Raw genomic sequence first — 25,829 nt, forward strand, 5'->3', positions numbered from 1 at the left:
TGCGCAGATCGTCCCTGGCTTTGGGGTCTGCCAGTAAGGCCTTACCGAGCTTGCTCTTTAGCGCCTTCATAAGAAAACTCTAACACGTCAAGGCTGAGGCGGGAAGTCTTTCCGAGGCCGGGACGCTATCGAGGCAACCGTACATAGGGTGCCAGCGCCCGTGCCACATCGGCCGGCGTGGCGGCGTCGAGCTGCGACTCATACCAGGCATGCACTTCAAGCACCGCGGAAATCGCGGCATCGTTTTCCGCCAGCCCACCGGCAGCCGCAATGGCCGCCAGCGCGCGTTTCCCGGCGGCGATGGGGGCCAGTGCCTCCAGCCCGATGCCGGCGCGTGCAAGCCGTTCTGACGCGCCGACGATGGCCCCCAGCACCACCATTGCGTTCCGGTCCACCTTGCCTGTCCGCAGGTCCGCCAGCGCCAGCAGATTAGAGGTGCGGATGGTCGTCAAGTCGCCATCGAAGTGCGCGGCTGCTATCGCCGCCGCGATTGGATTGGCTCGAGAGTCTAGGACCTTGCGGCGACAGCGTTTCCGCATGTGAACCTCCGAAAAGAAAGAGCCCAGCCAGTCTGGAACCTGGCCGGGCGAAAGCACCGCATCGATGCACAGAGGAAATCCAGATTCAGGCGGCGAGCAGGTCCTTGAACGCGGCGAAGGATCCGATGCGGCGCGGCGTCACGCCGACCATCGCGCGGGCGATGATGCGCACCTTGGCGTCCTTGGCCAGGGTGACGCCGTCCACAAGAACATCGACGGCGGCCGGCCCCCAGAAGCCGACGACGATCTCGGTCATGTCACCGAAGAGGAGCGCGCTGCACACACCGTCGGCCGTGCCCTTCGTCAAGTTGTCGGGCACCTGCGGCGACAGGCGGACCGGATAGCCGAGGAGGTCCAAGCCTTCGAGGATGAAACCATCTTGCCCGCTCAACCGCGATGTGGTGCGCAGCCTCTTCGCCAGCTTTGGGGACATGAGCCAGCTGAAACGCTGACCATCCGCGCCAGCACGAGTCGCGACGCGGTACTCGGCATCCACGACATGCGCGTAGGTGGGCGCGAGGCCGTTCGTACCCGCGGCGATCACATCGAGGTCCGATGCGCGTAAGAGGCCCAGCGGCTGCTTGACGCCGTCGCCGTTGATCGCGGCCAGGTCGATGGCATGGCCGATGCGCAGGGCCAGCTCGCGACGGATCAGGGCATCGACATCGACGGTGGCGTTCATGAGAAGGCGGCGGCTAACCACGACCTGCACCGCGAGCACCTTCGGCGTGAGGCTTGCCAAGCCAAATGACGGGTCAATCGCAGGAATGCTCTCGCCCTCGTCGATCCAGCCGCCGGCGATGTCCAGATCGGCGCCGACAGTGGGAATGCTGTAGTCGGTGCCGCGCAGCCCGCTCAGCACCGTCGCGCCGCCCCCAAGCACCGCGGACGCGGGCAGCAGGCCGCCGGCGGCATCGCTGCCCTTCGTGCCTGTCACCAGGCTAGAGGCGGTGGTCGCAGTCAGATCCCGTGTCAGTCCGGCGAGCGGCAGCCAGGTGCCCAGGGCGGTTTCGCCGCTACGCTGGCGGACTGATTCGTTCACCTTCGCGAAGGCGGCAAGTGCCTCTTGGTCCGGCTGACGGAAGTTCGGGATGCGCGAGGCGATGAACTCGCGCAGGTCTAGCGCGTACTCGGTGGTTCCGAGCACACGGCGGTGGCTGGCGATCTCGTCGGCCGTGCGCTGGGTGAGTTGCTTGAAGGTGGGCTGGGGCGTCTGCATCTTGGGAGTCCTCCAAGGTGGGGGTGTTTGGATGCTTGAAGGATCGCGCCATCGGTCTGAAGCGCAGAGCGGGAAGTGCTTCAGACGTTGACGATTTGGTCCATCCGGCGGGCCGTTTCTGGCAGCTCTCCGCCCGCGGCTTTAGTTGCCAGGAACAGCCAGTGGTCCACCACACTCGCATGGGCCGGTGGGGCGTCCAAGTCGCACCAGCAAAGCCACTCGTGGCGCATGAACCGGCGGGCTGCCTCATGGAGCGCGGTCGCCCTCTGCCACGGGCGGTCTATTTCCAGCGCCGCCGCGGCCTCGCGCAGGTAGTCGTCGCGCAGCCGCAGCCGCGCCTTCTCGGGGTTACTGGGCAAGCCCATGAATCGCGGCAGGCTGATGCCACACCGGCCGCTCCTCGCCCATGCACGCAGGCCGCGGGCCATCACCGCTGCGGCCTCCGGTGGAATGGGGTCGTCATCACCGGCCAGGATCACGGTGGCGAACCACTGCATGGCTCATCCCCCGCGTAGCAGCGGCCGCACCAGCACGACGCCGGCACCGCGCATGGCTTGCCGCGCTCGAACCAGCATCTGTTCCAGCCGCTCGTTTGGCAGGCGCCGCACGGGTTCTTCCGTGCGGCCCGGGACCGGCAGCAGTCCCACGATCTCGGCGCCAGCCGGGGCGGGCAGCATCACGACATGCGGGTGGCGGCTCATTGCGCATTCCCGTCGGGGGTGAAGCCTGTCAGTGCGTCCCAGGCGGCCATCGGCAGCCGAACGCGCAGCTGCAGGTGGTACGGCAAAGACAAGTAGTGATTGCGGAGGGCTTCGACCGCATCCGGTCTTCCAACCGCGGCAACTCCAAGGGTCTTCGCCTCGCGCAGTAGGTCGGTCTCCCCAGGCCTTGCGCGGATGTAGACGCCGACGTTGCGGGCGCGCCATTCATGTGCGGCCTCCACATCATCGGTAGGCATGCCCCGGCGGGCTAGCTTGGTAATGTTGCTGGGTGCGACCCCGAGGTGCCATGCCAAGTGCACCAGGCTGTCAGGTTTCATGGGTCCTCCTGACAGGGTCCGATGCGGGTTTATTCGGGCCGCGCCCTTGCGCTAGCTCAACCGTTCGGAAAATGGTGAAAGCACGGGCTGCCAGCCTCCAAAACCATGCGCGCCTAAACTTGAGGAATGAGCGCTCGATACCGATTGCCGGATGCCGTGAAGGAACGCCAAGCACGCGAGCTGCGAGCCAAGTTCGCACGATCGCACTCCGGCGGAGGACGGCGCAAGTCGCACCGCCGTCTGTGGTGGCTGGTCGGCTTTGCTCTGCTCGGTGTTGGGGCTTACTTGACCCGCTAGTCACGCAGTTCGTTCGGGGCAGCGCCAGCAAGGCGATGTAGTAGCAGACAGTCGCCATCACGATGCGTCCCTCCGTCTGTATGTGCGTTGCAGGTGATCGAGCAAGTCGGTGCGCAAGTGCTCCGGCGTGTTCAGAACGTCCGCTCGCATCTGAGCCCGGGCGTCGGGTCCGTCATTCCAGAAGTCGCACGCGCGCATCGCGGCATGCATCAACTCCTGCATTGACACAGCCTCTTCGACCACGTTTTCCAGAACGTCGGGGGTAGATGCCCCCGAAACACCCGAAACCTGTTCGACGGCTGCTGTCGAAGGGCAGGAACGGCCCCCCAAAACTCCCGAAACAGGGTTTTCGGGGGTTTCGGGGGTTGCCTCCCGGTCCTTTTGTGAAAAGTGCGCCTTTGCGCGCTCGACCCAGGACGTCATGCTGCACCCCCACGAACCGACGGATTCACGATGTACCGGGTAGTCGGTCGGCCAGGCTGGTGGTCTTGGGACTCGTAGCTCTGAATCCAGCCGTGGTCTTCAAGGATGGCAAGTGCCGCTTCGGCATCGGCGGTGGACTTGATGCCGCCCCAGGTCTTCTTCCAGACGTCGCGGGCGGTGAAGTGGTCGTCGAGCTTCCCCTCGGCCAGGCGTCGGCCCAGCATCCTCGCAGTGCTAACGCGAGCAGCTTCCACCATCTCGTAGATGCGCCGGGCGTGGCCGGCCAAGTACTCGCACCAGGCCGCGGCGCGCAGCGCACTCTCGACCTGCACCGGCCCGACATTCCCGCCGGCGAGGTGCAGGACCAGCGCGATGCCGCAGAACAGCTTGTCGTACTTGCCCAGGTGCTGCTGCATCAGCGGATTGGTTTCGCGCACCATCCAGTCGCGGTGCAGCGTCGTAGACCACTCGATGAACAGCGCCTGCGCGGCGTCGTCGAACTCGAAGTGCGGCAGCTTGGCGAACTCGCTGGCTGGGGCGGCGCCGTCCTGCACGGGATCGAATCCTGCGAGGCGGTCGAACACGTCCCGCACGGCCTCACGGACGCCCTTGTTCGGGGGGCGGTCGCGCCATTCCCATGGCACCGGCTCAGGGAACACCAAAACTTGGAAGCGCTGAATGCGCCCGTCGTTGTCCATGCTGTGCGCGATGCTCGAGAGGTACCGTTCCAGAAGGTCAGGCTGAATCCCCCCAAACACCGACAGGCATAGGCACTTGAGGAACAGGCTGCCGCGGCCGATGCGGTCAATGGAAAAGCTGCTGGTGCCGTTCCAGCCCTCAAGGTAGAACGCTCGGTCCCCCTCTCGACCTTCCCGGTCCCAGCTCGATAGCAGGCCGATCAACTCGTCGCGGAACACAAGCAGCCCGTGCGGGTTGTGCTGCAGCAGGTCGCCGATCTTCTCGGTCGTGGCATCGTTGCTCTTGAACCGACGCGCACGGGGCTGCTCGGGTTTCGCGAGCGTCTGAAGGTCGGCGATCGCGGCGTCCATCTTCTTGGAGTCGCCCTTGCCGGTAGCAGCCTGCTTCATCGTGGCCTTGAGTGCTGCCTGGTGCGCCTCGTATGCAGCAAGCTCCGCCTCGTAGGTACGAGTGCGCTGTTCGAGGCGCTCCGACTCTTTCGCCTCCAGTCGATCGAGGAACTGCAGCGCCGTGTTCTGGGCCGGTGTCTTCCGCTGGGAAGGATCGCCGACCACGCCCCCGTAGAAGTTCGGAGTTACCAGCCAGGTGTCTCGCCTCTTTGGCTTGAGTGCGCACTTGGCGCCCACCGCCGCACCGAGTGCGACCAGCAGCGCGGCCGCGATGTAGTCCGGCGCACACGGCATCCGCTCGGCCTCGTCCATCACGAAATCGGATAGGACCTCCGGCAGGAGTGCGGACGCGTCGAACTTGGGCGCGGCCGGCAAGTCGGCCTTGATCTCGCGCGGCTCAGGCCACTGCGGCTGCGGGATGATCTTCTCGCGCGCCAGAACGGCCTCACGACCACCCTGGCCAGCGATCTGCTCATCGACTTGGTTCTCGGCGCAAGTCATGCCATCACCTCCTGCCGCAGGTACGCGATGCGGGCGGCCGCGGTGATCACCCGCTGGCGGTCTTCGCTGGTGATCGCGCTGCCGTATCCGATGTTGCCCGCGACAACCGCCACGAGGTTGCTCTCGGCATCCAGGAGCTCCAAGGCTTGACCGGCGGTCAGTAGGCGAGCAAGCTTCTTCGGCGCGGTAGCAGGGCGACGGTCACGCTCGGGAAACAGGTCTGGAAGGTCCAGCCCCATCGCCTCCGTGACTTCGTACGGGAGGCAGCCGGCGAAGCAGTGCAGCAGCACCACGCCGTCGGATGTCTCACGAATGCTGAGGGATGGTCCCTTGTCAGCGTGGGCGGGGCAGCGGGCGCTCCACTGGCCCGGCTGGCGTTGGCGCGGCTTCTCCAAACGCCCCAGGACGCGCTCGATGGGTGTCATCACCATCACCATGTCCTCCGCGGTTGCGACTCGCGCTCGGCTTCTTGCTCTCGGCGCAGGAAGTCGCGCTTGCAGGCCTCGACTGCGGCACGCAGAGCAGGGTCGGCCTTCAAGTCCGCAGGGCTGGGTCCGGGCGAGAGCGTCTGTAGGCGATTGAGCGCATCAACTCGGTACATCACTCCCCACACGCGCCCGTCATCGGCCCTGATGCTGTAGGTGCCGTGCGTCACGAGGCGCACACCGGGGTAGAAGTCATGGTTCATGCCTGCCCCCCGAGCACCATTCGGCCGGACGCGGCCAACGCTGCCAAGTCAGGGCATTCGCGAGTCATGCCCCATGCGGGATGCACCACGAGATACCCGCCGCCGGCGAGCTCGAAAACGGACATGCCTCGTTGCGCGAACTTCGCGAACCAGCGAGCGCGCTCCTTGCATTCCGCGTCGCGGCTAGGAACAATGTCGGGACAGTTTCCTTTGGCTTCCCCTGCGCAAGGCCCCGCACCACCGGGGCCTTCGGGCACCTGGGTGGGTGCTTTGTCGGCGGGGTGCATCACTTCACCCCCAACACGCGCTTGATTTCTGCCACCGGCCAGGCGAGCCGCCCATGGACGCGGATCGGACGCAGAGGCCCGTTCTCATTGCAGGCCCAGACCCTAAGCGTCTGCGGCTGGCGGCCTAGGTAGAAGGCGGCGGCCGCCGTTTCTACGTTGGGGCGAGTGACGGACTCCAGCGGTGGGTACTGCACCCAGGTTGCCGGCATCGCGGCGGGCGTCGGTTTGATTTCCACTTGGGCTTCTCCAAAACACCGGCGAATGCCGATGTATGGAGCCCCATCATTCGCATGAGGAGCGTGTTACCCAAACGAGTGGAAAGCCGTACCAACCCCATCATGGGGTCTTGCGCATCACCCCGTAGTAGGCCTTCTTCACCGTCGGCACATTCAAACCGCGGTCCCGCGCGACCACTGCGAATGCTCGGGTAAGGCTGACACCGTGAACCGTTCGAAGCTCGTGCACAAGTCTCGCGAGGCTCTGATCGCGTTTGGCCGCTTGACTTGCCTTGCGACCCTTGTAGTTCTTGTCGTCGCCGGCGAGCTCCAGTGCAGCAGCAATCTCGCGTGATCCATCGGCAGCGAGCACACCGCGCGCCCATTCCGCGAAGTGCGCGAGCAGGTCCGGCGGTAGTGGCTCGCCGGCATCGTGGAGCACCAGGAACGCGCGCCATAGGTGCCGGCCGTCACGCGTGGTGTTGTACAGGCTGACGGCGTCATTGAATTGCTGCACCAGCCGACCGCGCGCGAAGTAAGCGGCTGTTCCAGGCACGGCGCCGGTCATGACGTCACGGCCCTCAACTTGCCCGGTTTGTCCGCCCGCTTGATCTCCACCCCCGCCAGTTTCAGGATGTGTGTCTCGATCTGCTGAAGGAACGGGCGCAATGCGTCCACGCTGCGCGGCCTGTAGCCCTCGGCCGTGGCGCTCGGCCTGTGACCCATGACCTGCGCGATGGCCCCAGCAGGCGCGCCGGCAGCCTCGCCTAGGAGCGAAAACGAGCGGCGCAGGCCATGGATGGTCAGGCCGGTGATCCCCGCTTCTCCCAGCGCCCGCTCGTGACTGCTGCGGGCATCCGCAATGCGCCCGGTCTTGCTGGCGCTCGCGAACACGAACTCACTGCGGCGCGGAAGCTCGGCCAGCAACTCGGCCAGATAGTCCGACAGCGGGATGGTGCGCGTCGCGTCCACCTTGTCGGCCAGCCGCAGCTTGCGCCAGCGCATGTCAATGTCCGCCCAGCGCAGCGACGCCACTTCCTCCCGGCGGGCACCGGTCAGCAGCAGCGCGCGCAAGTAGGCGCTGGCGGTGACGTTCGGCAGCTGCGCGACGGCTTGCCACCACTCCGAAACCTGCGCCGCCTCCAGGCAGTCCTGGCGCTTCTTCACCTGCGGCAACGCCTCCACGATGGCGGGCGCACGCCCGACGTCCCGATCCACCAGCGTCCGGTACTCGGGCTTGGTGGCGCACCAGCGCAAGAAGCCGCGGAACATCATCAGCGCCCGCGCGGCCTGGTGCTTGCTGGCGCGGGCCTCACGATCAAACCAGTCCTTCAGGCGGTCCTCCGTGATCGCATCCAGCCGCATCGCCATCAGCGGATGCAGCGGCCCTGGTCGCGTGGTGCCCTGCCCACGCTTCTTCTTCTCGCCACCGGGCAGCGCCATGGCCTCTAGGTCGGCCCGGTAGCGCGGCTTCCATGCATCCCGGCGCTTGGGCTTGCCCTCCTGCAGGTACACCGGCCACACGTCGCCTACTGTGACAGCGCGCGCCTTCGCAGCCTTCTTCGCATCCCGCTCGGCCACCGTGGCGGCGATCTCCGCCCGCTTAACGTTGCGCGGGTCTCGCCCTTCGTCGATCTCGCGCTGCAGTTCCCTTGTCTTTGCGCGCGCCTCTGCGATGCTCCAGGCGTCTGGATCGCCAATAGTCACCCGCACGGTCTTGCCTTGGTAGATGGCCTGGAAGACGAACGCCGGGCGGCCGTTCGGCGTGGCACGCAACCCGAGGCCGGGCTGCTGCTCGTCCCACAAGAAAGCCTGTTGCCTTTCGGGCGGGCACGCGAACCCTCCGACCCGTCCTGCAGTGAACTTCACGCGCGCCATAGACCACCTCCTGCTGCCGGCTCTTTACATCGGCTGCCGATGTAACGGCGGATGTAAGAGAAAAACCGGGAAACTGCCGAATTCAGATCAACAGACCACCTGGACATGCATACAGTTCGATCCAGGCAAGTTGTTGATTTGCATAGAGTCTAGCAGCGAAGATCAACAGACCCAAACACTACCTGTCGCTCATTCGTAATGAGAAGGTCGGGGGTTCGATTCCTCTCTCCGGCACCATCTGACCCATTCAGGTCATCTCACCAAGCCTCAAGACAAGCCCGTTTTCCTCTGGAGCGGGCTTTTTTGTTGCCTGCGGCCCGGTGCCTCGGTGTCGCGCCTGGCGCGCGCGTGCGGCGTCAACGCCAACCGAGTAGGACGCTGGCTGCGAGAGCATGGTCATGGCCGCCGTCCGCGCAGTGCGGTCGCCGACCTCGCTGTGCAGGCGGCAGCGTTCGTGCCGGTGCCGGTTCTGCCAGCGCCGTCGACCACGGTGGGCAGCGACGAGCAGGTATCCGGCGTGATGACGCCGCAGGTTCGCCTGCCCAATGGCGTGGACAATCGATCTGCGTGGCCTCCGAGCTGCGCAACGTCGGCGATGTGATTGACGTGCCTCCAACCTTCGGACGCAAGCTGGAGATGGCTGCCGCAGCGGGGTCACCATCCACGAGGCATGGGAGGCGCCGGCATGGCGGTATTTGCGTCAAGCAGCCGGCGTTGCAGCGCGGGAACTCACGTTTTGACCGTCTGGTGAGTTCGAGGCGCGATCACTCTGCCGTCGTGCCCGCCCGGTGCGCTCGCTCTTGATGAGTCAGGAGGAGGCGCGAGAATCCGGCCTTTGGCATAAACAGCGCCCGGTTCGATCTTGGACCGGGACATCAGGCGAGCAGTCATGAACATCGGCTTTTTCTTGGCACAGCAGGTAGACCCCATCGTCGACGAGTGGGCAGCCTTCGCACATACCAGGCTCCCTGCATCTCACGCATTCACCCACCGCGAACTTGCGGACCACGCGAAAGTGCTCTTGCTCGCGATCGCGGCTGACATGGAGCAGTCTCAGGAGAAGAGCGACCAGCACGACAAAGCCCAAGGGAACAAGCCGGAGAACGCGCCTAACGTCACGCGCATCGCGCGCGGACACGCCGAACAACGCTTTGACCAGGGATTTTCACTGGACGACCTGCTGTCGGAGTTCCGCGCACTTCGTGCATCCGTCATCCGGAGGTGGACCAAGCACATTCACGACGCGTGCAGCGAAGACCTGGAACAACTCACCCGCTTCGGCGAGAGCATGGACCAGGCGCTCTCGGAGTCGGCCTCGTTGTACTCGAAGAAGGTCGATGACTCGCGCAACCTCCTGCTCGGTGTTCTCGGGCATGACCTGCGCACGCCCCTGGGTGTGGTTCAGATGAGTGCGCAGTACCTGTTGCGGGCCGACACGCTCACCGGTGGCCAGACGAAGGCCGTCGCGCGCATCTTGACGGCCGCCGAGCGCATGCGAGGCATGGTGAGGGACATCCTCGACTTCACCCAGACTGCATTTGGTGTGGCGCTTCCCATTACCCCCATCCCAGCAGACTTCGCAGTCATCACGGAAAACATCGTCACTGAGCTCGCGGCATTGCACCCCGACAGCACGATAGCGCTGACTTGCGAAGGGGACCTGTCCGGCCGTTGGGATTGCGCCCGGGTCGGACAGATGCTCGCCAATCTCATTGCAAACGCGGTTCAGCACGGATCCGCAGGTGAGCCCGTGACGGTCTTCGTGGACGGCGACAACCACGATGTGCGTGTGCGGGTCACTAATGCGGGCCTGCCAATCCCTGCGGCAGCACGAGAGAACATGTTCACTCCGCTGCGCCAAAGCCCGACCGTCGAAGCGGAGAGGCGGGCCGGCTCGTCCGGCCTGGGCCTGGGCCTCTACATCACCAAGGAAATCGCCGTGGCGCACGGTGGCGTGGTTGAACTGGTGTCGGACGACGAACAAACCACCTTTTCCGTGCGGCTGCCACGCATTCCGCCGTTGGCAGCTGACAGACGGGCTACAAATCCCCAGCTCTCCACGAAGCCGCAGTAGGGAAAAATAGGACGGCCCGTCCGCACAGTCCCTTTTCGCGCACAGCAGCTCAGGGCCGACAGCCAAGGTGAGCGCCACACGTTGCGAGGCAGGCTTTGGTCGACCGTGCGCTGGTCGGCGCGGCGCTGACGCCTACAAACCCAGCCGTCCGCCGCTATCTACCATCGGTACCCTTCACTTCCGCGCAAAGGGTGTCCCCATGAAGATCCTCCTGGTCCTCACCTCGCACGGCCAACTTGGTGACACCGGCAAGCCCACGGGCTTCTGGCTCGAGGAACTGGCCGCGCCTTACTACGTGTTCAAGGACGCCGGGGCTGAGCTGGTGCTCGCGTCACCCCAGGGCGGGCAGCCGCCGCTCGACCCCAAGAGTGACGAGCCCGATGCGCAGACCGAGGCCACCCGGCGCTTTCGCGCCGACCAGGACGCGATGCAGGCCCTGGCCCGTACCAGGCCCTTGGCTTCGGTGAACGCCGACGACTTCGATGCCGTGTTCTATCCGGGCGGCCACGGTCCGCTGTGGGACCTGGCCGAGAGTCAGGACTCCCGCGCCCTGATCGAGTCCACCCTGGCCGCGGGCAAGCCCGTCGCCGCCGTGTGTCATGCGCCCGGCGTGCTGCGCCACGTGCAGGCCCGCGACGGCACGCCGCTGGTGAAGGGCAAACGCGTGACCGGCTTCGCCAACAGCGAGGAAGCGGCCGTGGGGCTGACCGACGTCGTGCCATTCCTGGTCGAGGACATGCTCAAGACCAACGGCGGCCAGTACAGCCAGGGCGCTGACTGGCAGTCGCACGTGGTCACCGACGGCCTGCTCGTCACCGGCCAGAATCCCGCCTCGTCGGCCGAGGCCGCCAAGGCCCTGTTGCAGGTGCTGCAAGCGAGCACGACCAGGCAGGGCACCGCGGCGAACTGAATGGCCGTCCAGCTGATCTTTCAGTGGCCAGGCCCTCCTTGCGAGGGCGGTCGTGGCCACCGCCCGGGGCTCGTGATTCAGATCACCGGGCGCGGCCCGCTTTCAAGCTTCGTACCCGCGCGCCGCCAACACCCGATCCACCATCACCCCCGCCTGTCCCAGGTAATTCGCCGGATCGCACATCGCCTCCAGCTGCCCCCGGCTCACGTGCCGCGTGATCTGCGGCGTCTCGCACAGCACCTCGATCAGCGGCCGCTTCTCGGCCAATGCCTGGCGGCACAGGTCGTACACCAGGTCGTGCGCCACCTCGCGGCCGATGAACGGGCCCAGGCCCATCATCACGGCCTCGGACATCACCAGCCCATGCGTGAGATCGATGTTGGCCCGCATGCGCTTGGCATCCACCTCCAGGCCCTCGAGCACGAACTTCGTCTGCATCAGCGCACCCGAGATCAGGCAGAAGATCTCCGGCAGCGAAACCCATTCGATTTCCCAAGGGCCCGTGGAGCGCTCATGGTCGGCGACCATCGCGTCCATCAAGGCCGCCACGTGCTGGCGGGCCACCGAGATGTTGGCGTGGATGTACAGGCACGAGATCGGGTTGCGCTTTTGCGGCATGGTCGACGACGAGCCGCGGCCATAGGCGTAAGGCTCGAAGACCTCGGCCACCTCGGTCTGCATCATCAGCTTCACGTCCATCGCGATCTTGCCGAGCGAGCCGCCCACCAGGCCGAGGAAGGCACCCACTTCCGCGATGGTGTCGCGCACGGTGTGCCATGAAATCAGCGGCTGTGCCAACCCCAGCTCTTTCATCAGGGCCGCCTGCGTCTCCATCGCGCCTTTCTGCAGCGACGACAGCGTGCCCGAGGCCCCGCCGAACTCCCCCATCAGCACACGCGGCTTGAGTTGCTGCAGGCGTTCGCGATGGCGGTCGATGCCCGCGAGGATGCTGGCCATCTTGTAGCCGAAGGTGATGGGCGTGGCCTGCTGCAGGTTGGAGCGGCCGATGACCGGCGTGTCGCGGTACTTGCGCGCGAGCGCGGCCAGGGCGTCGGCGATCTCGTCCAGGTCCTGCTCGACCAGCGCCAGGCCTTCGCGCATCTGCAGCACGCAGGCCGTGTCGGTGATGTCCTGGGTGGTCGCGCCCCAGTGGCAGTACTCGCCCAGCCCGTCGCGGCAGTTCTCGTTGATCTGGTTGACGATGCCGATGATGGGATAGCCGATCTGCTCGGTCTTGGCCTTGAGCTTGGCCCAGTCGATCTGCTCGAGGTGGCAGTTGCGCACGATCTCGTCGGCCGCCTCCTGGGGGATGATGCCCAGCCCGCCCTGCACCTTGGCCAGGGCGCGCTCGATGTCCAGGTACTTGGCGGTGCGGTTCTCGTCGGACCAGACCTCGCGCATGCGGCGGTCGCTGAACATGTCGCCGAAGATGCGCGAGTCGATGATGGTGGCTGCCATGGTGATGACTTTCAGAACAATGGGTGATCCGGCTCAGTCGCGAGCCAGGCTGAGGGTGCGCTGCGCCTGCAGCACGACGGGGCGATCGATCATTCGGCCGTCGAGTTGGGCGGCGCCGGGCCGTTCGGCTTCCGCCGCGAGCACGCGACGGGCCCAGTCGAGGGCCTGCGCGTCGGGGCGCAGCGCGCGGTGAATGGGCTCCACCTGCGCCGGGTGGATGCACAGCTTGGCGCCGAATCCCAGCCGCCGCGCCGCCTGCCAGTCGGCCAGCAGCCGGTCGGTGTCGGTGATCTGCGGCGTGACGCCGGCCACCGGCGCGGGCAGTTCGGCCACGCGCGAAGCCAGCACGATGCGGCCGGCGGCGTAGGCCAGGCCCGAGGCATCGGCCGTGATGTCGAGGGCCAGGTCGAGCGCGAAGTCCAGGGTGCCGAAGACGAGCCGCGCGACGCCGGCGCCCGCAATCTCCTCGACGTCGGCCACGCCTCGGGCCGATTCGATCAGCGCCAGGATCACGACGCCAGGAAGCGCTTCACGCAGTCGAACGATCTGCGCCGCCGACTCCGCCTTCGGCAGGAGGACCGCGCCGACACCGCCGCGAGCCATGGCCGCGACATCGTCCGCATGCCAAGGCGTCTTCGCATCGTTGATGCGGACCACCACCCGCTCCCGTTCAAATGCGCCAGCACCGGCCAACCAGCCGGCCACCGCGTCGCGTGCAGCCTGCTTGTCCGGCGCCGCGACCGCGTCCTCCAAGTCGATCACCACGGCATCGGCGGCGGTGGCCAGCGCCTTGGCGACACGGTCCGGCCGGGTGCCGGGCACGAAGAGGAAGCTGCGGGCCGTCTGTATCAGCGTGGCCATGGTGTTCACCCTCAGACCGCCTTGGCCTCGCGCAGCGCCGCGATTTCGCCGGGGCCGTGACCCAGCTCGGCCAGGATGGCATCCGTGTGCTGCCCCAAAGCCGGAATGGGGTCCATGCGCGGGCCCTCCTCCTGCCAACTTCCGGGCGGCAGCAGAGCGGGCAAGACGCCCTGGGGCGAGCCGACCTCGGTCCAGCGATGGCGGGCCTTCAGTTGCGGGTGCGCCCACACGTCGGCCATGGTGTTGACCTGCGCGTTGGCAATTTGCGCGGCCTCCAGCCGCTCGACCACCTGCGCGCCGGTGAGCGGGCTGAAGGCCTCGACGATGATCTGGCGCAGCGCGTCGCGCTCGGCCACGCGCCTGAAGTTGGCGGTGAAGCGCGGGTCCTGCGCCAGCTCCGGCCGCTGCAGCACCTTGTCGCAAAAGCTCACCCACTCGCGCTCGTTCTGCAGGCCCAGCATCACGCGGGTGCCATCGCCCGCGGGGAAGGAACCATAGGGGTAGATGGTGGCGTGGCTGGCGCCGGTGCGAGGCGGCGGCGGCGCGCCCTCGAAGGCGTAGTACAGCGGAAAGCTGGTCCACTCCACCAGCGCCTCCAGCATGGAGATGTCGATGCGCCGGCCCTGCCCCGTGCGCCCGCGCTGCAGCAGCGCCGCCAGGATGTTGCTGTAGGCGTACATGCCCGCGGCGATGTCGGCGATCGACGGGCCGGCCTTGACCGGCTCCTCGGGGGTGCCGGTCACCGAGACGAAGCCCGATTCGCTCTGGATCAGCAGGTCGTAGGCCTTCTTGTCGCGATACGGGCCGGGGCTTCCAGGGTCGTCGCCGTAGCCGGAGATGTCGCAGACGATCAGGCCGGGCTTGAGGGGCGCGAGCCGCTCGTAGCCCAGGCCCAGGCGTGACGCCGCGCCGGGCGCCAGGTTCTGCACCAGCACGTCCGCCTTCTCCAGCACCAGCCGCTCCAGGATGCGCGCGGCCTGCGGGTGCTTCACGTCCAGCGTGAGGCTTTCCTTGGAGCGGTTGGTCCAGACGAAGTGCGACGACAGGCCGTGCACGCGCTCGTCGTAGCCTCGCGCGAAGTCGCCGGACCCCGGCCGCTCGATCTTGATGACGCGCGCGCCCAGGTCCGCCAGCTGGCGCGTGGCGAAGGGCGCCGCGATGGCATGTTCCAGGGTGACGACGGTCAGGCCTTGCAGGGGCTGCATGGGGAGTTCTCCGATGGGTGTGCCGGCTTCAACGCAGGACGGCGGTGGCATCCATGGCCAGCCAGCCCTCGTGGTCCGAGGCGAACAGGCGCACGCTCCTGCCGTCGGCGGCCGGCTGCCCGTTCACGTGGAAGGCGTGCAGGTCGAAGACCGGCCGCACGGCCTTGAAGCGGAAGCTGGCCACCTCGGCCTCGGGCATCTCGCGGCGCAGCAGGTCCATGAGCAACGTGGCGATCAGTGGCCCGTGCACGATGAGGCCGGGATAGCCTTCCACCTCGGTCACGTAGCGGCGGTCGTAGTGGATGCGGTGGCCGTTGAAGGTGAGCGCCGAGTAGCGGAACAGCAGCACGTCGTCGGCCTCCACCCGGCGGCGCCAGGGCGCGTCGGCCGGGGCGGCCTGGGGCGGCGGCGGCACGTCGTCGGGCGCCTGGGCCTCGCGGTACACGATGTCGTGGAATTCGACGAGCGCCGGCTCGGCGGCGTCGTTGCAGCGCAGCTCGTGCCGCACCTTCACGAACACCAGCTGGCCCGTGCGGCCGCTCTTGACCGTCACGTCGTCGATGGTCGAGGTGCGCACCACGCGGTCGCCGATCCGGATGGGTGCGCGGAACTCGAACTGGCCACCGGCCCACATGCGCCGCGGCAACGGTACCGGCGGCAGGAAGCCGCCCCGCTTCGCATGCCCGTCGGCGCCGATCTCCGACTGGCGGTGCATGGGCAGGAAGTACAGCCAGTGCCACAGCGGCGGCAGCACCGCGCCGGGCTCGTCACCGCCCGCGGGCCGATCGAGCGTGGCGGTGAGGGCGCGCACGGGCGTGGGGTAGATGGCGTCGCGCACGGTCTCGGTCCGGCCGATCCAGTCGCGCAGGTGGTCGAGTTCTTGGGTCATGGAATTCCTCAGTTGCTCTCTTCCAGGGCCAGGACACGCGGTTCGGGGTGGGTGAGCCGGCCCTGGGCCACCACACCTTGCCACCGTGGCAGCTCGGCGGCGACGCGTGCGGCCAGCGCGGCCGGCGGCCCGGCCTCCACCCGCGCCCCCTGGCGCTGCATGCGCGCGACCACCTCGGGGTCCTGGAGCACGCGGTTGAGCAGGGCGTTGAGCCGTTCGACCACCGGCTCGGGGGTGCCGGCGGGCGCGAAGAGGCCATACCACTGCGTCACCTCCACGCCTTGCACACCGGCTTCGGCCAGGGTGGGCACATCGGGAAGCGCCGCCAGCCTCTGCGCACCGGCCACCGCCAGGGGGCGCAGCGTCCCGGCGCCGATGAAGGGCGAGGCCGTGAACAGGCTGGGGAACATCAGCTGCGTGCGGCCGTCGATGGTGTCGAGCACTGCCGGCGCCGCCCCCTGCGAGGTGCGGGACGCCATGCGCGTGCCCGTGCTGAGCTGGAACAGCTCGGCGGCGAAATGCGGCGGCGTGCCATCGCCGGCCGAGGCGTAGCGCAGGCTGCCGGGTGACTGCCGCAGTCGTTGCACCAGGGCGTGCACGTCGGCGATGCCGGCTTCCACGTTGGCCACCAGCAGCGTGGGCGAAGAGCCGATGAGGCCGATGGGGACGAAGTCCGCGATGGGGTCGTAGGCGAGCTTCTGCAGGGCGGGGTTCATCGCATGCGTGCCGACGTACCCGAGCAGCAGCGTGTGGCCATCGGGCGCCGCCTTGGCAACGAACTCGCTGGCGACCGCGCCGTTGGCGCCGGCGCGGTTGTCGACCAGCACCTCCTGCCCCAGCAGCGGCGCCAGCCTGGCGGCGATGAGGCGAGCCATGGTGTCGTTGCCGCCGCCGGCCCGGGTGGGCACGATCAGCGTGACGGGCTTCGGCGCTTCGGCGGGCTCGCTCCTGCACGTCTCGTCGGGCCGCGAGAACACGTACTCGGGCAGGTGCATCTCGCCTTGCATGATCTTGCGCGCGGTGCGCACCAAGGCCGCCGAAGTGACCTGTGCCTGGTCGCCGCGCCCTTCCAGCTCCACCTCGACATCGATCCGTCCCGCCGGATGCAGCAAGGTCAACGGATAGCGCCCAGGCAGCCGATGGCCGCCGCTGGCCACCGTGCCGGGCAGCGCGAAGGCACTGAGCACGCCGATGGCGCCGGTCACGGCGTGCGACGCGTGGCAGCGGCGCGGCGTGAAGTAGCGCGAGGTGATGCTGTCCGGCGTGTCGCCCGCGCTGACCAGCACGGGCTTGGGGACGACGCTGTTCGCCACATCGCCCAGCCCCATCAGCGCGCCGGCTTTCAGCCGCAAGGCTTCCAGGCGCTGCAGCAGTGCGGGTTCGGCGTCGAGCGCCTCGGGCTTCTCGCGGCCGGTCACGCCCAGGTCGGCCGCGCGCACGATCATCAAGGGCATGGCCGCGTCGATGCAGGTCACCTCGACCCCGTCGATGGTGTCGATGCGGCGGCCGGTGGGGAAGACCTGGCCGGTGACGGCTCCCCAGGCGTCCAGGAAGTTGAGCAGGATGGGCGCGGCCGTGCCGGCCACGCCGTCGATGCGGGCCTCGCCGTCGTAGGTCACCCGCCCGCCGGGAGTGCGCACGGTGACGTCGATGCGCGAGCCGGTGTTGACGTTGTGGACCCGCACGCGGGTCGTGCCGTCCTGCGCCGGGATCAGCCCCTGCTCGATGGCGAAGGGCGCCACGCCGGAGAGCATGTTGCCGCAGTTGGGCCGGGTGTCCACCGAGCGATGCCCCACGCCCACCTGCGCGAACAGGTAGTCGAGGTCGCAACCGGGCCGGCTGGAGCGCGAGACGATGGCGACCTTGCTGTTCAGGGTGCTGCCGCCCCCCACGCCGTCGAGCTGCAGCGGATCGGATGCGCCGATCGCCCCTATCAGCGCCTGGTCGCGCGCCTCTTCATCCTGCGGCAGCCACTCCTTCAGGAAGAACGGCCCGCGCGAGGTGCCCGCGCGCATCAACACACATGGAAGGACTCGGTTCATCTCAGTTCTCGAAAATGCTGCGCATCACCTGCGACGCATGAAAGCAGACCCTGCGGTCGGGGGCCACCGCGGAACCGGCTTGGCCGGGCCGCTGGTGGCGCCCCTTGAGGGGAGGCGCCGAAGGCGCGTCGGGGCGGACTCCTAGTCGGCGGACAGCTTGGCGGCCTGAACCACCTTCTTCCACTTGACCTGCTCCTCCTGCACGTAGGTGCGCAGCTGGTCCGGGCTCATCTTGGTGACCTCCAGGCCGTGCTCTTCCAGCCGCTTGATCACGGCCGGATCGCTCAGCACCTCGTTGAGGGTCTTGTTCAGCTGGTCCACCGTGGCCTTGGGCGTCTTGGCCGGCGCGAAGAGCGCGTACCACTGCGACACGTCCACGTTGTCGACGCCCTGCTCCTTCAGCGTCGGCACGTCCGGCAGGAGGGCCGAGCGCTTGCTGCCCGCCACGCCGATGGCCTTGAGCTTGCCGCTCTTCACGTAGGGAACGGACGTGAACAGGCTGGGGAACATCACCTGCGTCTGGCCACCCAGCGTGTCGTTGAGCGCCGGGGCCGACCCCTTGTACGGGACGTGCAGCATGGGCGCGCCGGTGGACAACTTGAACATCTCCGCGGCGAAATGCGGCGCGGTGCCGTTGCCGGCGGAGGCATAGCTCACCTTGTCGGGGGTGGACTTGGCGAGGGCCACGACCTCGGCCGCGTTCTTGGCCTTCACGCCCGGGTTCACCACCATCAGCGTGGCGGACGATCCGATCATGCCCACCGGCTCGAAGTCCTTCACCGGGTCATAGCGCAGCTTCTGCAGCGAGGGGTTCATCGCATGCGTGGCGATGTAGCCCAGCATGAGCGTGTAGCCGTCGGCCGGCGCGCGCATCACGAACTCGCTGGCGATGGAGCCGTTGGCGCCGGCCTTGTTGTCCACCACGATGGACTGCTTGAGCTTGGCGGACATGGCCTGGCCGATGACGCGGGCCATCGCGTCGTTGCCGCCACCGGCCGCGGTGGGCACGACGATGGTGATCGTCTTCTCGGGAAAGGCTGCTGCGGCAGGGCCGGCGGCCAGCACGGCGGCGGCGGCGAGGGCGTTCAGCGCCAGGAATCTTCCAATCTGCATGAGTGTCTCCAAACGGGGTGGGCGGAATTCGCGAGGGCCGTGACCGGCTGGGAACGAATGGTCGGTTCTTCCCCGGTCGCTGTGAATTGCTCATTTCCGATGCATTGATGCAAACTGTCGATCACTCAATGGCTGGACGGCAGATGGCCCTGAACTTCAATCTCAACGACCTGCAGGCTTTCCGGGCGGTCGCCGAACTCAGCAGCTTCCGCAAGGCGGCGGCCGCCCTGCATGTGTCGCAACCCGCCTTCAGCCGGCGCATCGAGAAGCTGGAGGAAGCGCTGGGCGTGCGCCTGCTCGAGCGAACCACCCGCCAGGTGAGCCTCACCTCCGTGGGCCGCGAATTCGACCGCAAGGTGCAGCAGCTGCTGGACGACCTGGACCAGACCTTGCTGGGCATACGGGGCGTGGCCGCCACGCGAATGGGGGAAGTCACCGTGGCCTGCGTGCCGTCGGCGGCCTACTACTTCATGCCCAAGGTGATCTCCCGCTACCACGAGCGCTATCCGAAGGTGCGCGTAAGGGTGCTGGACGCGAGCGCCAACGAGGTCCTGCGCGCCGTCGCCGAAGGCGACGCCGACTTCGGACTGAACTTCGTGGGCGGCCAGGAGCCGGACATCGAGTTCAGCCCCCTGATCGAGGAGCGCTTCGTCGCCGCCTGCCGCCGTGACCATGAGCTGGCGCGCAAGCGCAAGGTCTCCTGGTCGGAGCTGGCCCGATACGACTACATCACGGTGAGCAAGTCTTCAGGCAACCGGCTGCTGCTGGACCAGGCCTTGTCCGGCCTTGCCGATCGGCCGCACAGCATCTACGAAACGCAGCATGTCACCACCATGCTCGGCCTGGTGGAAGCCGGCCTCGGCGTGGCGGCGGTCCCCTCGATCGCCATGCCCGGTGCCGAGCATCCGCTGCTGGCGAGCGTGCCGCTGGTCGACCCGGTGGTCACCCGCAAGGTGGGCCTGATCCGCCGCAAGGGCCGAACCCTGTCCGCGACCGCCGACCAGCTCTATGCGTTCTTCAGCGAACTGAAGATGGCCAGGCGAAAAGGCGCGGTGGCAACACGCCGCTCGCGCGGATCGTCCTAGCGCGCAGTCACCTCACCCCATCGCCTGCGCATGTCCTGGATCATCACCAAATACCTGCTGACCGCGGCCGTCGTGGTGGCCGTGTCCGAAGCGGCCAAGCGCAGTGATCGCCTCGGCGGGCTGATCGCCGCGCTGCCCCTGGTGACGGTGCTCGCGCTCGTGTGGCTGCATGTGGAGAAGCAGCCGCAGGAGCGGCTGGCCAACCATGCCTGGTACACGTTCTGGTACGTGCTGCCCACGCTGCCCATGTTCCTGCTGTTTCCGTTCCTGCTCGGACGCATCGGCTTCTGGCCGACGCTGCTCGCGTCGGCCGTCATCACGCTGGTGTGCTTCGGCGTGCTGGCCGCCGTGCTGCGGCCGTTCGGCATCGACCTGCTTCCCTGACCGAAGCCGGTGCCGGGGCAGAAACGGCGGGCTGCGACCCCTGCCCCGCCTCGAGGTCAGCGACCGTCCTTGTCGGAATCACCCGGAATGGCCCGCTCGGCCGTGTTGCTCACGCGGTCCCACGCGTCGCGGGCCGCAGGCCGGGCGTGCTCCCACTCCAGTGACGACCGGCCGCGCGTGCTGCCCCAGTTGTTCCGCAGCTCGGGTTCGACCTCGTCGAAGGAGCGGCCCGGGTAACGCGAATAGCCCTCGACGCCGGTGCGGTAGGCCGGGCTGTAGTGGTCATAGTCCAGGTCCTTGCGCGCGTAGGGGCGGGTGCTGTAGTTCTCGCGCCAGTACGTGTCCTCGGCCGCGGGATCGACAGCCTTGCGGCCCATGATCGCGCCGGCGACTGCGCCCACGCCTGCGCCCACGGCCGCACCCACCGGGCCGGTCATCCCGCCCACGGCGGCGCCAGCGGCTGCACCACCGGCCACGCCGCCCGCGGCGGCGCCCGCGACCGCACCGACTCCGGTGCCCGCCGCCTGCTTGACGTCCGGGTCCTTCATGATGAACCTCCTTTTGTCCAGTGAAGGACTCCACGATAGGAGTCGCCGCCGTTCCATTCCTAGGAACCAGGCCCGCGCCAGGGGGCGTCCCGCCTTGTTCCGCTGTCGTCCCGCGCAGACACAGCCGTGCCCGTACCGCCGCCCAAGTGACTCGCATCGCTTGTGAAGTCATCGGGAATCTTTGTTTGTGGGACGGGCGCCGAGTGCTTAGCATCCTTGCCTCACTGAAAACATGAGGAAGAACACCATGGAGACACTCCGCAAGGCATTGGGCGCCGTGGCGCTGGGAATGGCTGGCCTGGTGGCCGTCAGCGCCCATGCGCAGACCGCCGATTCCTACCCCACCAGGACCATTCGCCTGGTCGTCCCCTTCGGCCCGGGCGGCCCCACCGACATCGCCGCGCGCGCCATCGCGCAAAAGCTCTCGACGGCGCTGGGCCAGCCGGTGGTCGTGGACAACAAGGCCGGCGCCGGCGGCAGCATCGGCTCTGCCGAAGTGGCACGCGCACCGGCCGATGGCTACACCCTGCTGTACGGCAGCAGCAGCACGCTCGCGGTGAATCCTTCGCTGTACAAGCTGCCCTACGACCCCGCCAAGTCCTTCGCGCCCGTGAGCCTGGTGGCGCGGGGGCCGCAGGTGATGATCATCAACGACAAGGTGCCGGCCAAGAACCTCAAGGAGTTCGTCGACTACGCCAGGAAGTACCCCGACGGGACCACGTACTCGTCGGCCGGCATCGGCTCGGTGGGCCACCTCACCAGCGCACTGCTGCTCGAGACGCTGGGCCTGAAGGGCCGGCACATCCCGTACAAGGGCGGCGCACTGGCCATCACCGCGGTGGCCGCGGGCGAGACCACCTTCACCGTCGATGCCGTGGGCACCACGGACAAGGCCGTGCAGACGGGCCGGGCCCGTACGCTCGCGGTGCTCAGCGACAAGCGCACCCCCTTCGCGCCCGACGTGCCCACCGTGGCCGAGTCCGGCTTCAAGTCGGTGTCGGCGGACTTCTGGAGTGGCGTGGTCGCGCCGGCCGGCACGCCCGAGCCGATCATCCAGCGCCTGAACGCCGAGGTGGTGAAGGCGCTGCGCATGCCTGACGTGGCCGCCCAGATGAAGTCGCTGGGCGTCGAGGTGCAAGGCACCACGCCGGCCGAGTTCGCCAGGTTCATCGACGAAGAAACGCGCAAGTGGACGGGCGTGGTCAAGCTGACCGGGGCGACGCCTCAGTAACTCATGCCGAGGGCGCCCGCTCGCTGGGCGCCGGGTGGTGCAGCTGCTGCATGAGCAGCTGCGTGATGGCCTCCACCGCCGGGCCCGGTTCCTTGCCGGCCTTCATGATCCGGAAGTAGTCGATGCTCACCGCCGGGTAGATCTCGCTGGCCCGCACCGCATAGCGCCGCCACGCGGCCTGCGCGAAGGACGGGAACACCGCCACGCCGAAGCCGCGCTCGACCATGCCCATCGCGGTGTCGAGCTGGTTGACCACCATCGGCGAGCGGATCTCCGCCCCCTCCTGGCGCGCCTTGTCACGCACCAGTTGCTGGATCGGGCTTCGGTCCGTCAGGGCGATCAGCGGATAGTCGAACACCTGCCGCCACTCGATGCGGTCGCCGATCGCCGAGAACTGGTCCGAGTACACCAGCATCAACGTGGCCGGCGCGATCTGCGTCTGCGCCAGGCCGGAACGCTTCTGGAAGAAGGCCCCGAAGGCGGCGTCCAGCCGGTCGGCCTCCACCTGTTCGAGCAGCTCGGCCGGCCCGGCATCCACCAGGTCGACCTGCACCATGGGCGCGCGCCGCTGGAATTCCTCGAGCAGGCCGGGCACGACGTTGGACGCCAGGATGGGCGTGAAGCCCAGGCGCAGTCGCGAGACACCGGACTGCCCCATGCGCTGCAGCTGGGCCGCGGACGAATCCAGCAGCGCGACGACCTGCTGGGCGACCGGCAGGAACTCGCGGCCGGCGGCGGTGAGTTCGACGCTGCGCGTGGTGCGCTCGAAGAGGCGGCAGCGCAGCTGCGTTTCGAGCTCGCGGATGCTGGCCGACAGCGCGGCCTGGCTCAGGTGCTGCTGCTGCGCGGCCTTGGTGAAATTGCAGGTCTCGGCCACGCCGAGAAATGCCTTGAGTTGGCGCAGGTTAACGTTCAGGTTCATGGGCGGACCCGGGAGTGGGCGCGATGATACGTCGCGCCCACTCCAGGCTCGTCAAGCACGCGTCGACCTGGGCCCGCCGCCGCAGCGCGGGCGGCGCGGGTGGGTCACTCGGGCTCGATGCCCGCCAGCTTGACCAGCCTGCCCCAACGCTCGGTGTCGGTGGCCACGCGCTGCGCCAGCTGGGCGGGCGTGGACGACTCGGGTTCGGCGCCGATGTTGCGCAGCGACTCGCCGAACTTGGGATCGCGCAGCACCTGCTGCACCAGCGATGCCATGCGGGCGTTGTGCTCGGGCGCCACGCCGGCCGGCTGGAACACGGCGAACCAGCCGGTCAGGTCGTAGTTGGGCACGCCCGACTCGATCATGGTGGGCACATCCGGCAGCGCCGCCATGCGACGCGAGCCGGTGACCGCCAGGGCGCGCAGCTTGCCCGAGCGCACCAGCGGGATTGCCAGGGTCGCATCGGCGAACACCATCTGCACGCGGCCTCCCAGCAGGTCGGCGATGGCCGGCGGCACGCTCTTGTAGGGCACGGCCAGCAGGTCGGTGCCGGTCTGGGTCTTGAACATCGCACCGGCCACCAGGCCGGTGGCGTTGCCGGTGCCGTAGGCCCACTTGCCCGGCTCCTTCTTGATGGTGGCGACCAGCTGCTGCACGGTGGTGGCCTGGACCACCTGGGGGTCGCACACCAGCACGAAGCCCAGCGTGGCCACGCTGCTGACCGGCGTGAAGTCCTTCACCGGGTCGAAGGGCAGCTTCTTGAAGAGGTGGGTGTTGGCTGCGTGCGTGGAGTTGGGCGTGAACAGCAGCGTGTGGGGGTCGCCCTTGGCATTGGCGACGGCCTGCGCGGCGAGGTTGCCCAGCGCGCCGGCGCGGTTTTCCACCACCACCGGCTGCCCCGACACGAGTTCGAGCTGGCGCGCCAGCTGCCGCGCGGTGGTGTCGATGCCGCTGCCCGCGGCATAGCCGACGAACATGCGCAGCGGCTTGTCGGGCCAGGTGCCGGCGCCCGCCTGGGCTTGCACGGCGGCGGGCACGCCGCCCAGGGCGGCGGTCGCGGCCAGGGCCAGCAGCTGTCGGCGCTGGAGCAGGGGGTGGTCGTTGTGCTTCATTCAAGTCTCCTGATGTGGTTCTGGGTGGGTTCGCCGGTTGGCCATGGACCTTCAGCTCCGGGGCAACGGATATGGCAGCGCCGGCAGCACGCGGCCGGCGCAGGGGCCGAAGCCGATGGACACGCGACCAGCCGCGGCGGCGCGCGCGCGCAGGATCACCTCGTCGCCATCGTGCAGCCAGCGCCGCTCTTCGCCGTTGGGCAGGCGCAGCGGCTCGCGGCCGGCGCTGGCGATCTCGGTCAGGCAGGCGCGCTGCTCGTCGGCTTCTCCGGACACCGTGCCGCTGCCCATGAGGTCGCCGGGGTTCAGGTCGCAGCCGTTCGAGCAGTGGTGCGTGAACATCTGCCCGAAGGTCCAGGCCAGGTTGGACAAGTGCGTGGCGGCCAGGCGCACCGGGCCGGCTCCGGACTCGCGCAGCGCCTGCGTGGACAGCCAGGCTTCCATCGCGATGTCGAGCCCGCCGTGCTCGCGGTCGCCCGCGCTGTGCAGGTAGGGCAGCAGCGGCGGCGTGCCGGGCCGGCGCGCGGGGGCGCGCGAGGCGAACGGCGCCAGGGCCTCGGCGGTGACGATCCAGGGCGAGATGCTGCTCATGAAGCTCTTGCCCAGGAAGGGGCCGAGCATCTGCTCCCACCACTGCACCGACTTGGCCGACCAGTCGTTCAACAGCACGTAGCCGAAGATGTGGTCACCGGCCCGGTCCAGCGGCACGGGCTGGCCCAGCGTGGTGCCGGCGCCCACCAGGGCCGCGAGTTCGAGTTCGAAGTCCATCGCTTCCACCGCGCCGAACTGCACGCTGCCGTCGGCCGCCTTCCACTGCCCGTTGGGGCGCCGCACCGGCGTGCCCGACACGCGGATCGACGAGGCACGGCCGTGGTAGGCCACCGGCAGCGAGTGGAACACCGGGCTCACCGGATCGGCCAGACCCTTGAAGCGGCCGTGCCGCTCGGTGTGGGGGTAGGAGGTGAGGAAGTCGGTGTAGTCGCCGATGCGGCAGGGCAGGTGCATGCGCACGGCCGACTGCGCATGCAGCAAGGTGGCGGCGCGCTCGCGCAGGCCGCTGGCACCGCCTTCGCGAAGCAGCTCCGAGAGCTGCGCCCGCAGGGCCGAGGCAGGCCCGTTGCCCAGCGCCATCAAGGCATTGAGCCCTGGGTCGGTCGGCGCCACGGCGCGCACCGCGCGTGCCGCCTCGCCCGTGAGCAGGCCCGCGGCGTCGAGGCCGCGCAGGTCGACCACCTGGTCGCCGATGGCGACACCGGGTCGCGGCGGCGAGCCCTCGCCCTCGGCGGGCAGGCTGAACATGCCCAGCGGCAGGTTCTGGATCGGAAAGTCCGCGTCGGCGCCGTTGGCCAAGGCCAGCCAGCTGCGACGCGCGGGATCGTGGGTTGCGTTCAATGGGATCGCGCTCATAGGTTCACCGTATCGGCCTTGTACTCGAACAGCCACTCGTAGCGCTCTTTCACGCGGTCTTCGCTCCATTGCTCGTCCACGTACTTCGCCGCGCCTTCGGCATGGGCCAGCTGCGGGTTGTGGAAGCGCTTGGCGTTGCCGGCCGAGCCGTCCACGATGCGGCTGGTGCGCTCGACCCGCGCGGCTTCGTAGCGCTGCAGCGCCTTCACCGGGTCGCTGCGCCACTCGTCCAGGCAGCGCGCCAGCACCAGCCCGTCTTCCAGCGCCATCACCGCGCCCTGCGCCAGGAAGGGCAGCGTCGGGTGGCACGCGTCACCCAGCAGCGTGACGCGCCCGAAGCTCCAGCGCGTGAGCGTCTCGCGCACCATCAGGGCCCAGCGGTAAGGCGTGTCGATGGCGCGGATCAGGGTCTGC

At 68.1% G+C, this 25,829-nt stretch carries 27 protein-coding genes; 5 read left to right on the forward strand and 22 right to left on the reverse strand.

All coding sequences use genetic code 11. The annotated features are described in order from the left end of the window. Positions 1 to 125: 125 nt before the first annotated feature. The 11 genes from JI739_RS07740 to JI739_RS07790 form a co-directional block, all read right to left on the reverse strand. Positions 126 to 452: a hypothetical protein gene (locus JI739_RS07740; RefSeq protein ID WP_201683216.1), complete on the reverse strand. Its 327-nt coding sequence runs from the start codon at positions 450 to 452 to the stop codon at positions 126 to 128. A 172-nt stretch (positions 453 to 624) separates the two neighbouring features. Further along, positions 625 to 1,758: a phage major capsid protein gene (locus JI739_RS07745; protein WP_201683217.1), complete on the reverse strand. Its 1,134-nt coding sequence runs from the start codon at positions 1,756 to 1,758 to the stop codon at positions 625 to 627. Between the two features lie 80 nt (positions 1,759 to 1,838). After that, entirely contained in the window at positions 1,839 to 2,255 is a 417-nt protein-coding gene (locus tag JI739_RS07750; protein ID WP_201683218.1) for a hypothetical protein, read from the reverse strand. Between the two features lie 3 nt (positions 2,256 to 2,258). Continuing rightward, positions 2,259 to 2,459 carry a hypothetical protein gene (locus tag JI739_RS07755; RefSeq protein WP_201683219.1) on the reverse strand — a complete coding sequence of 67 codons (201 nt, stop codon included), beginning with the start codon at positions 2,457 to 2,459 and terminating at the stop codon, positions 2,259 to 2,261. Further along, positions 2,456 to 2,797, reverse strand: coding sequence for a hypothetical protein (locus JI739_RS07760; protein WP_201683220.1), 342 nt, complete (start codon positions 2,795 to 2,797; stop codon positions 2,456 to 2,458). The genes JI739_RS07755 and JI739_RS07760 overlap by 4 nt, the downstream gene beginning before the upstream one ends. Before the next feature lie 716 nt (positions 2,798 to 3,513). After that, a complete protein-coding gene (locus JI739_RS07765) occupies positions 3,514 to 5,106 on the reverse strand; it encodes a YfjI family protein (protein ID WP_201683221.1) in 1,593 nt (530 codons plus the stop codon). Continuing rightward, entirely contained in the window at positions 5,103 to 5,537 is a 435-nt protein-coding gene (locus JI739_RS07770) for a hypothetical protein (RefSeq protein WP_201683222.1), read from the reverse strand. Before JI739_RS07770 ends, JI739_RS07765 begins: the two co-directional genes overlap by 4 nt. Then, positions 5,537 to 5,794 (reverse strand): hypothetical protein, encoded by a 258-nt coding sequence (locus JI739_RS07775; RefSeq protein ID WP_201683223.1) that lies wholly within the window; start codon positions 5,792 to 5,794, stop codon positions 5,537 to 5,539. Before JI739_RS07775 ends, JI739_RS07770 begins: the two co-directional genes overlap by 1 nt. A gap of 286 nt (positions 5,795 to 6,080) precedes the next feature. Then, the gene (locus JI739_RS07780) at positions 6,081 to 6,317 is read right to left on the reverse strand and encodes a hypothetical protein (RefSeq protein ID WP_435531592.1); all 237 of its coding nucleotides are present in this window, start codon (positions 6,315 to 6,317) and stop codon (positions 6,081 to 6,083) included. A 100-nt stretch (positions 6,318 to 6,417) separates the two neighbouring features. Beyond that, positions 6,418 to 6,864 carry a hypothetical protein gene (locus JI739_RS07785; RefSeq protein WP_201683224.1) on the reverse strand — a complete coding sequence of 149 codons (447 nt, stop codon included), beginning with the start codon at positions 6,862 to 6,864 and terminating at the stop codon, positions 6,418 to 6,420. Continuing rightward, a complete protein-coding gene (locus tag JI739_RS07790; RefSeq protein WP_201683225.1) occupies positions 6,861 to 8,174 on the reverse strand; it encodes a tyrosine-type recombinase/integrase in 1,314 nt (437 codons plus the stop codon). The genes JI739_RS07785 and JI739_RS07790 overlap by 4 nt, the downstream gene beginning before the upstream one ends. An 889-nt stretch (positions 8,175 to 9,063) precedes the next feature. Here JI739_RS07790 and JI739_RS07795 point away from each other — a divergent pair. Then, positions 9,064 to 10,248, forward strand: a complete 1,185-nt coding sequence (locus JI739_RS07795) for a sensor histidine kinase (RefSeq protein WP_201683226.1) — start codon at positions 9,064 to 9,066, stop codon at positions 10,246 to 10,248. A 199-nt stretch (positions 10,249 to 10,447) separates the two neighbouring features. Beyond that, positions 10,448 to 11,158, forward strand: a complete 711-nt coding sequence (locus JI739_RS07800; protein WP_201683227.1) for a type 1 glutamine amidotransferase domain-containing protein — start codon at positions 10,448 to 10,450, stop codon at positions 11,156 to 11,158. A 102-nt stretch (positions 11,159 to 11,260) separates the two neighbouring features. Here JI739_RS07800 and pcaB read toward each other — a convergent pair whose 3' ends face one another. From pcaB to JI739_RS07830, 6 genes are all read right to left on the reverse strand, one after another. Next, complete coding sequence (gene pcaB, locus JI739_RS07805; RefSeq protein ID WP_201683228.1) at positions 11,261 to 12,616, reverse strand: 3-carboxy-cis,cis-muconate cycloisomerase; 1,356 nt, start codon at positions 12,614 to 12,616, stop codon at positions 11,261 to 11,263. 33 nt (positions 12,617 to 12,649) lie between these two features. After that, complete coding sequence (locus JI739_RS07810) at positions 12,650 to 13,477, reverse strand: HpcH/HpaI aldolase/citrate lyase family protein (protein WP_201683229.1); 828 nt, start codon at positions 13,475 to 13,477, stop codon at positions 12,650 to 12,652. An 11-nt stretch (positions 13,478 to 13,488) separates the two neighbouring features. Further along, positions 13,489 to 14,682 carry a CaiB/BaiF CoA transferase family protein gene (locus JI739_RS07815; protein ID WP_201683230.1) on the reverse strand — a complete coding sequence of 398 codons (1,194 nt, stop codon included), beginning with the start codon at positions 14,680 to 14,682 and terminating at the stop codon, positions 13,489 to 13,491. Positions 14,683 to 14,710: 28 nt separating this feature from the next. Next, entirely contained in the window at positions 14,711 to 15,571 is an 861-nt protein-coding gene (locus JI739_RS07820; protein WP_201683231.1) for an HTD2 family dehydratase, read from the reverse strand. 8 nt (positions 15,572 to 15,579) lie between these two features. Beyond that, entirely contained in the window at positions 15,580 to 17,613 is a 2,034-nt protein-coding gene (locus JI739_RS07825) for a 4-oxalomesaconate tautomerase (RefSeq protein WP_201683232.1), read from the reverse strand. Positions 17,614 to 17,754: 141 nt separating this feature from the next. After that, positions 17,755 to 18,726, reverse strand: coding sequence for a Bug family tripartite tricarboxylate transporter substrate binding protein (locus tag JI739_RS07830; protein ID WP_201683233.1), 972 nt, complete (start codon positions 18,724 to 18,726; stop codon positions 17,755 to 17,757). Between the two features lie 143 nt (positions 18,727 to 18,869). Between JI739_RS07830 and JI739_RS07835 the strand changes: the two genes are divergently transcribed. Continuing rightward, positions 18,870 to 19,811, forward strand: coding sequence for a LysR family transcriptional regulator (locus tag JI739_RS07835; RefSeq protein ID WP_201683342.1), 942 nt, complete (start codon positions 18,870 to 18,872; stop codon positions 19,809 to 19,811). Between the two features lie 30 nt (positions 19,812 to 19,841). Continuing rightward, complete coding sequence (locus JI739_RS07840) at positions 19,842 to 20,195, forward strand: DUF3147 family protein (RefSeq protein ID WP_201683234.1); 354 nt, start codon at positions 19,842 to 19,844, stop codon at positions 20,193 to 20,195. Positions 20,196 to 20,251: 56 nt separating this feature from the next. On the opposite strand, the gene JI739_RS07845 is transcribed toward JI739_RS07840, so the two are convergent. Next, positions 20,252 to 20,743, reverse strand: coding sequence for a hypothetical protein (locus JI739_RS07845; RefSeq protein ID WP_201683235.1), 492 nt, complete (start codon positions 20,741 to 20,743; stop codon positions 20,252 to 20,254). 247 nt (positions 20,744 to 20,990) lie between these two features. On the opposite strand from JI739_RS07845, the gene JI739_RS07850 reads away from it, so the two are divergent. Next, positions 20,991 to 21,974 carry a Bug family tripartite tricarboxylate transporter substrate binding protein gene (locus tag JI739_RS07850; protein WP_201683236.1) on the forward strand — a complete coding sequence of 328 codons (984 nt, stop codon included), beginning with the start codon at positions 20,991 to 20,993 and terminating at the stop codon, positions 21,972 to 21,974. Between the two features lies 1 nt (position 21,975). Here the strand turns inward: JI739_RS07850 and JI739_RS07855 are convergent, their stop codons facing one another. The 4 genes from JI739_RS07855 to JI739_RS07870 all read right to left on the reverse strand — a co-directional run. Further along, positions 21,976 to 22,896 (reverse strand): LysR family transcriptional regulator, encoded by a 921-nt coding sequence (locus JI739_RS07855; protein WP_201683237.1) that lies wholly within the window; start codon positions 22,894 to 22,896, stop codon positions 21,976 to 21,978. Positions 22,897 to 23,000: 104 nt separating this feature from the next. Beyond that, positions 23,001 to 24,008, reverse strand: a complete 1,008-nt coding sequence (locus JI739_RS07860) for a Bug family tripartite tricarboxylate transporter substrate binding protein (RefSeq protein ID WP_201683238.1) — start codon at positions 24,006 to 24,008, stop codon at positions 23,001 to 23,003. 51 nt (positions 24,009 to 24,059) lie between these two features. Beyond that, positions 24,060 to 25,415 carry a fumarylacetoacetase gene (fahA, locus tag JI739_RS07865; RefSeq protein ID WP_201683239.1) on the reverse strand — a complete coding sequence of 452 codons (1,356 nt, stop codon included), beginning with the start codon at positions 25,413 to 25,415 and terminating at the stop codon, positions 24,060 to 24,062. After that, positions 25,412 to 25,829: FAD-dependent monooxygenase (locus JI739_RS07870; RefSeq protein WP_201683240.1), on the reverse strand; the 418-nt coding region annotated here is incomplete at its 5' end. The genes fahA and JI739_RS07870, both read right to left, overlap by 4 nt.

This window comes from Ramlibacter aurantiacus (assembly GCF_016722895.1).
Classification (GTDB): domain Bacteria; phylum Pseudomonadota; class Gammaproteobacteria; order Burkholderiales; family Burkholderiaceae_C; genus Ramlibacter; species Ramlibacter aurantiacus.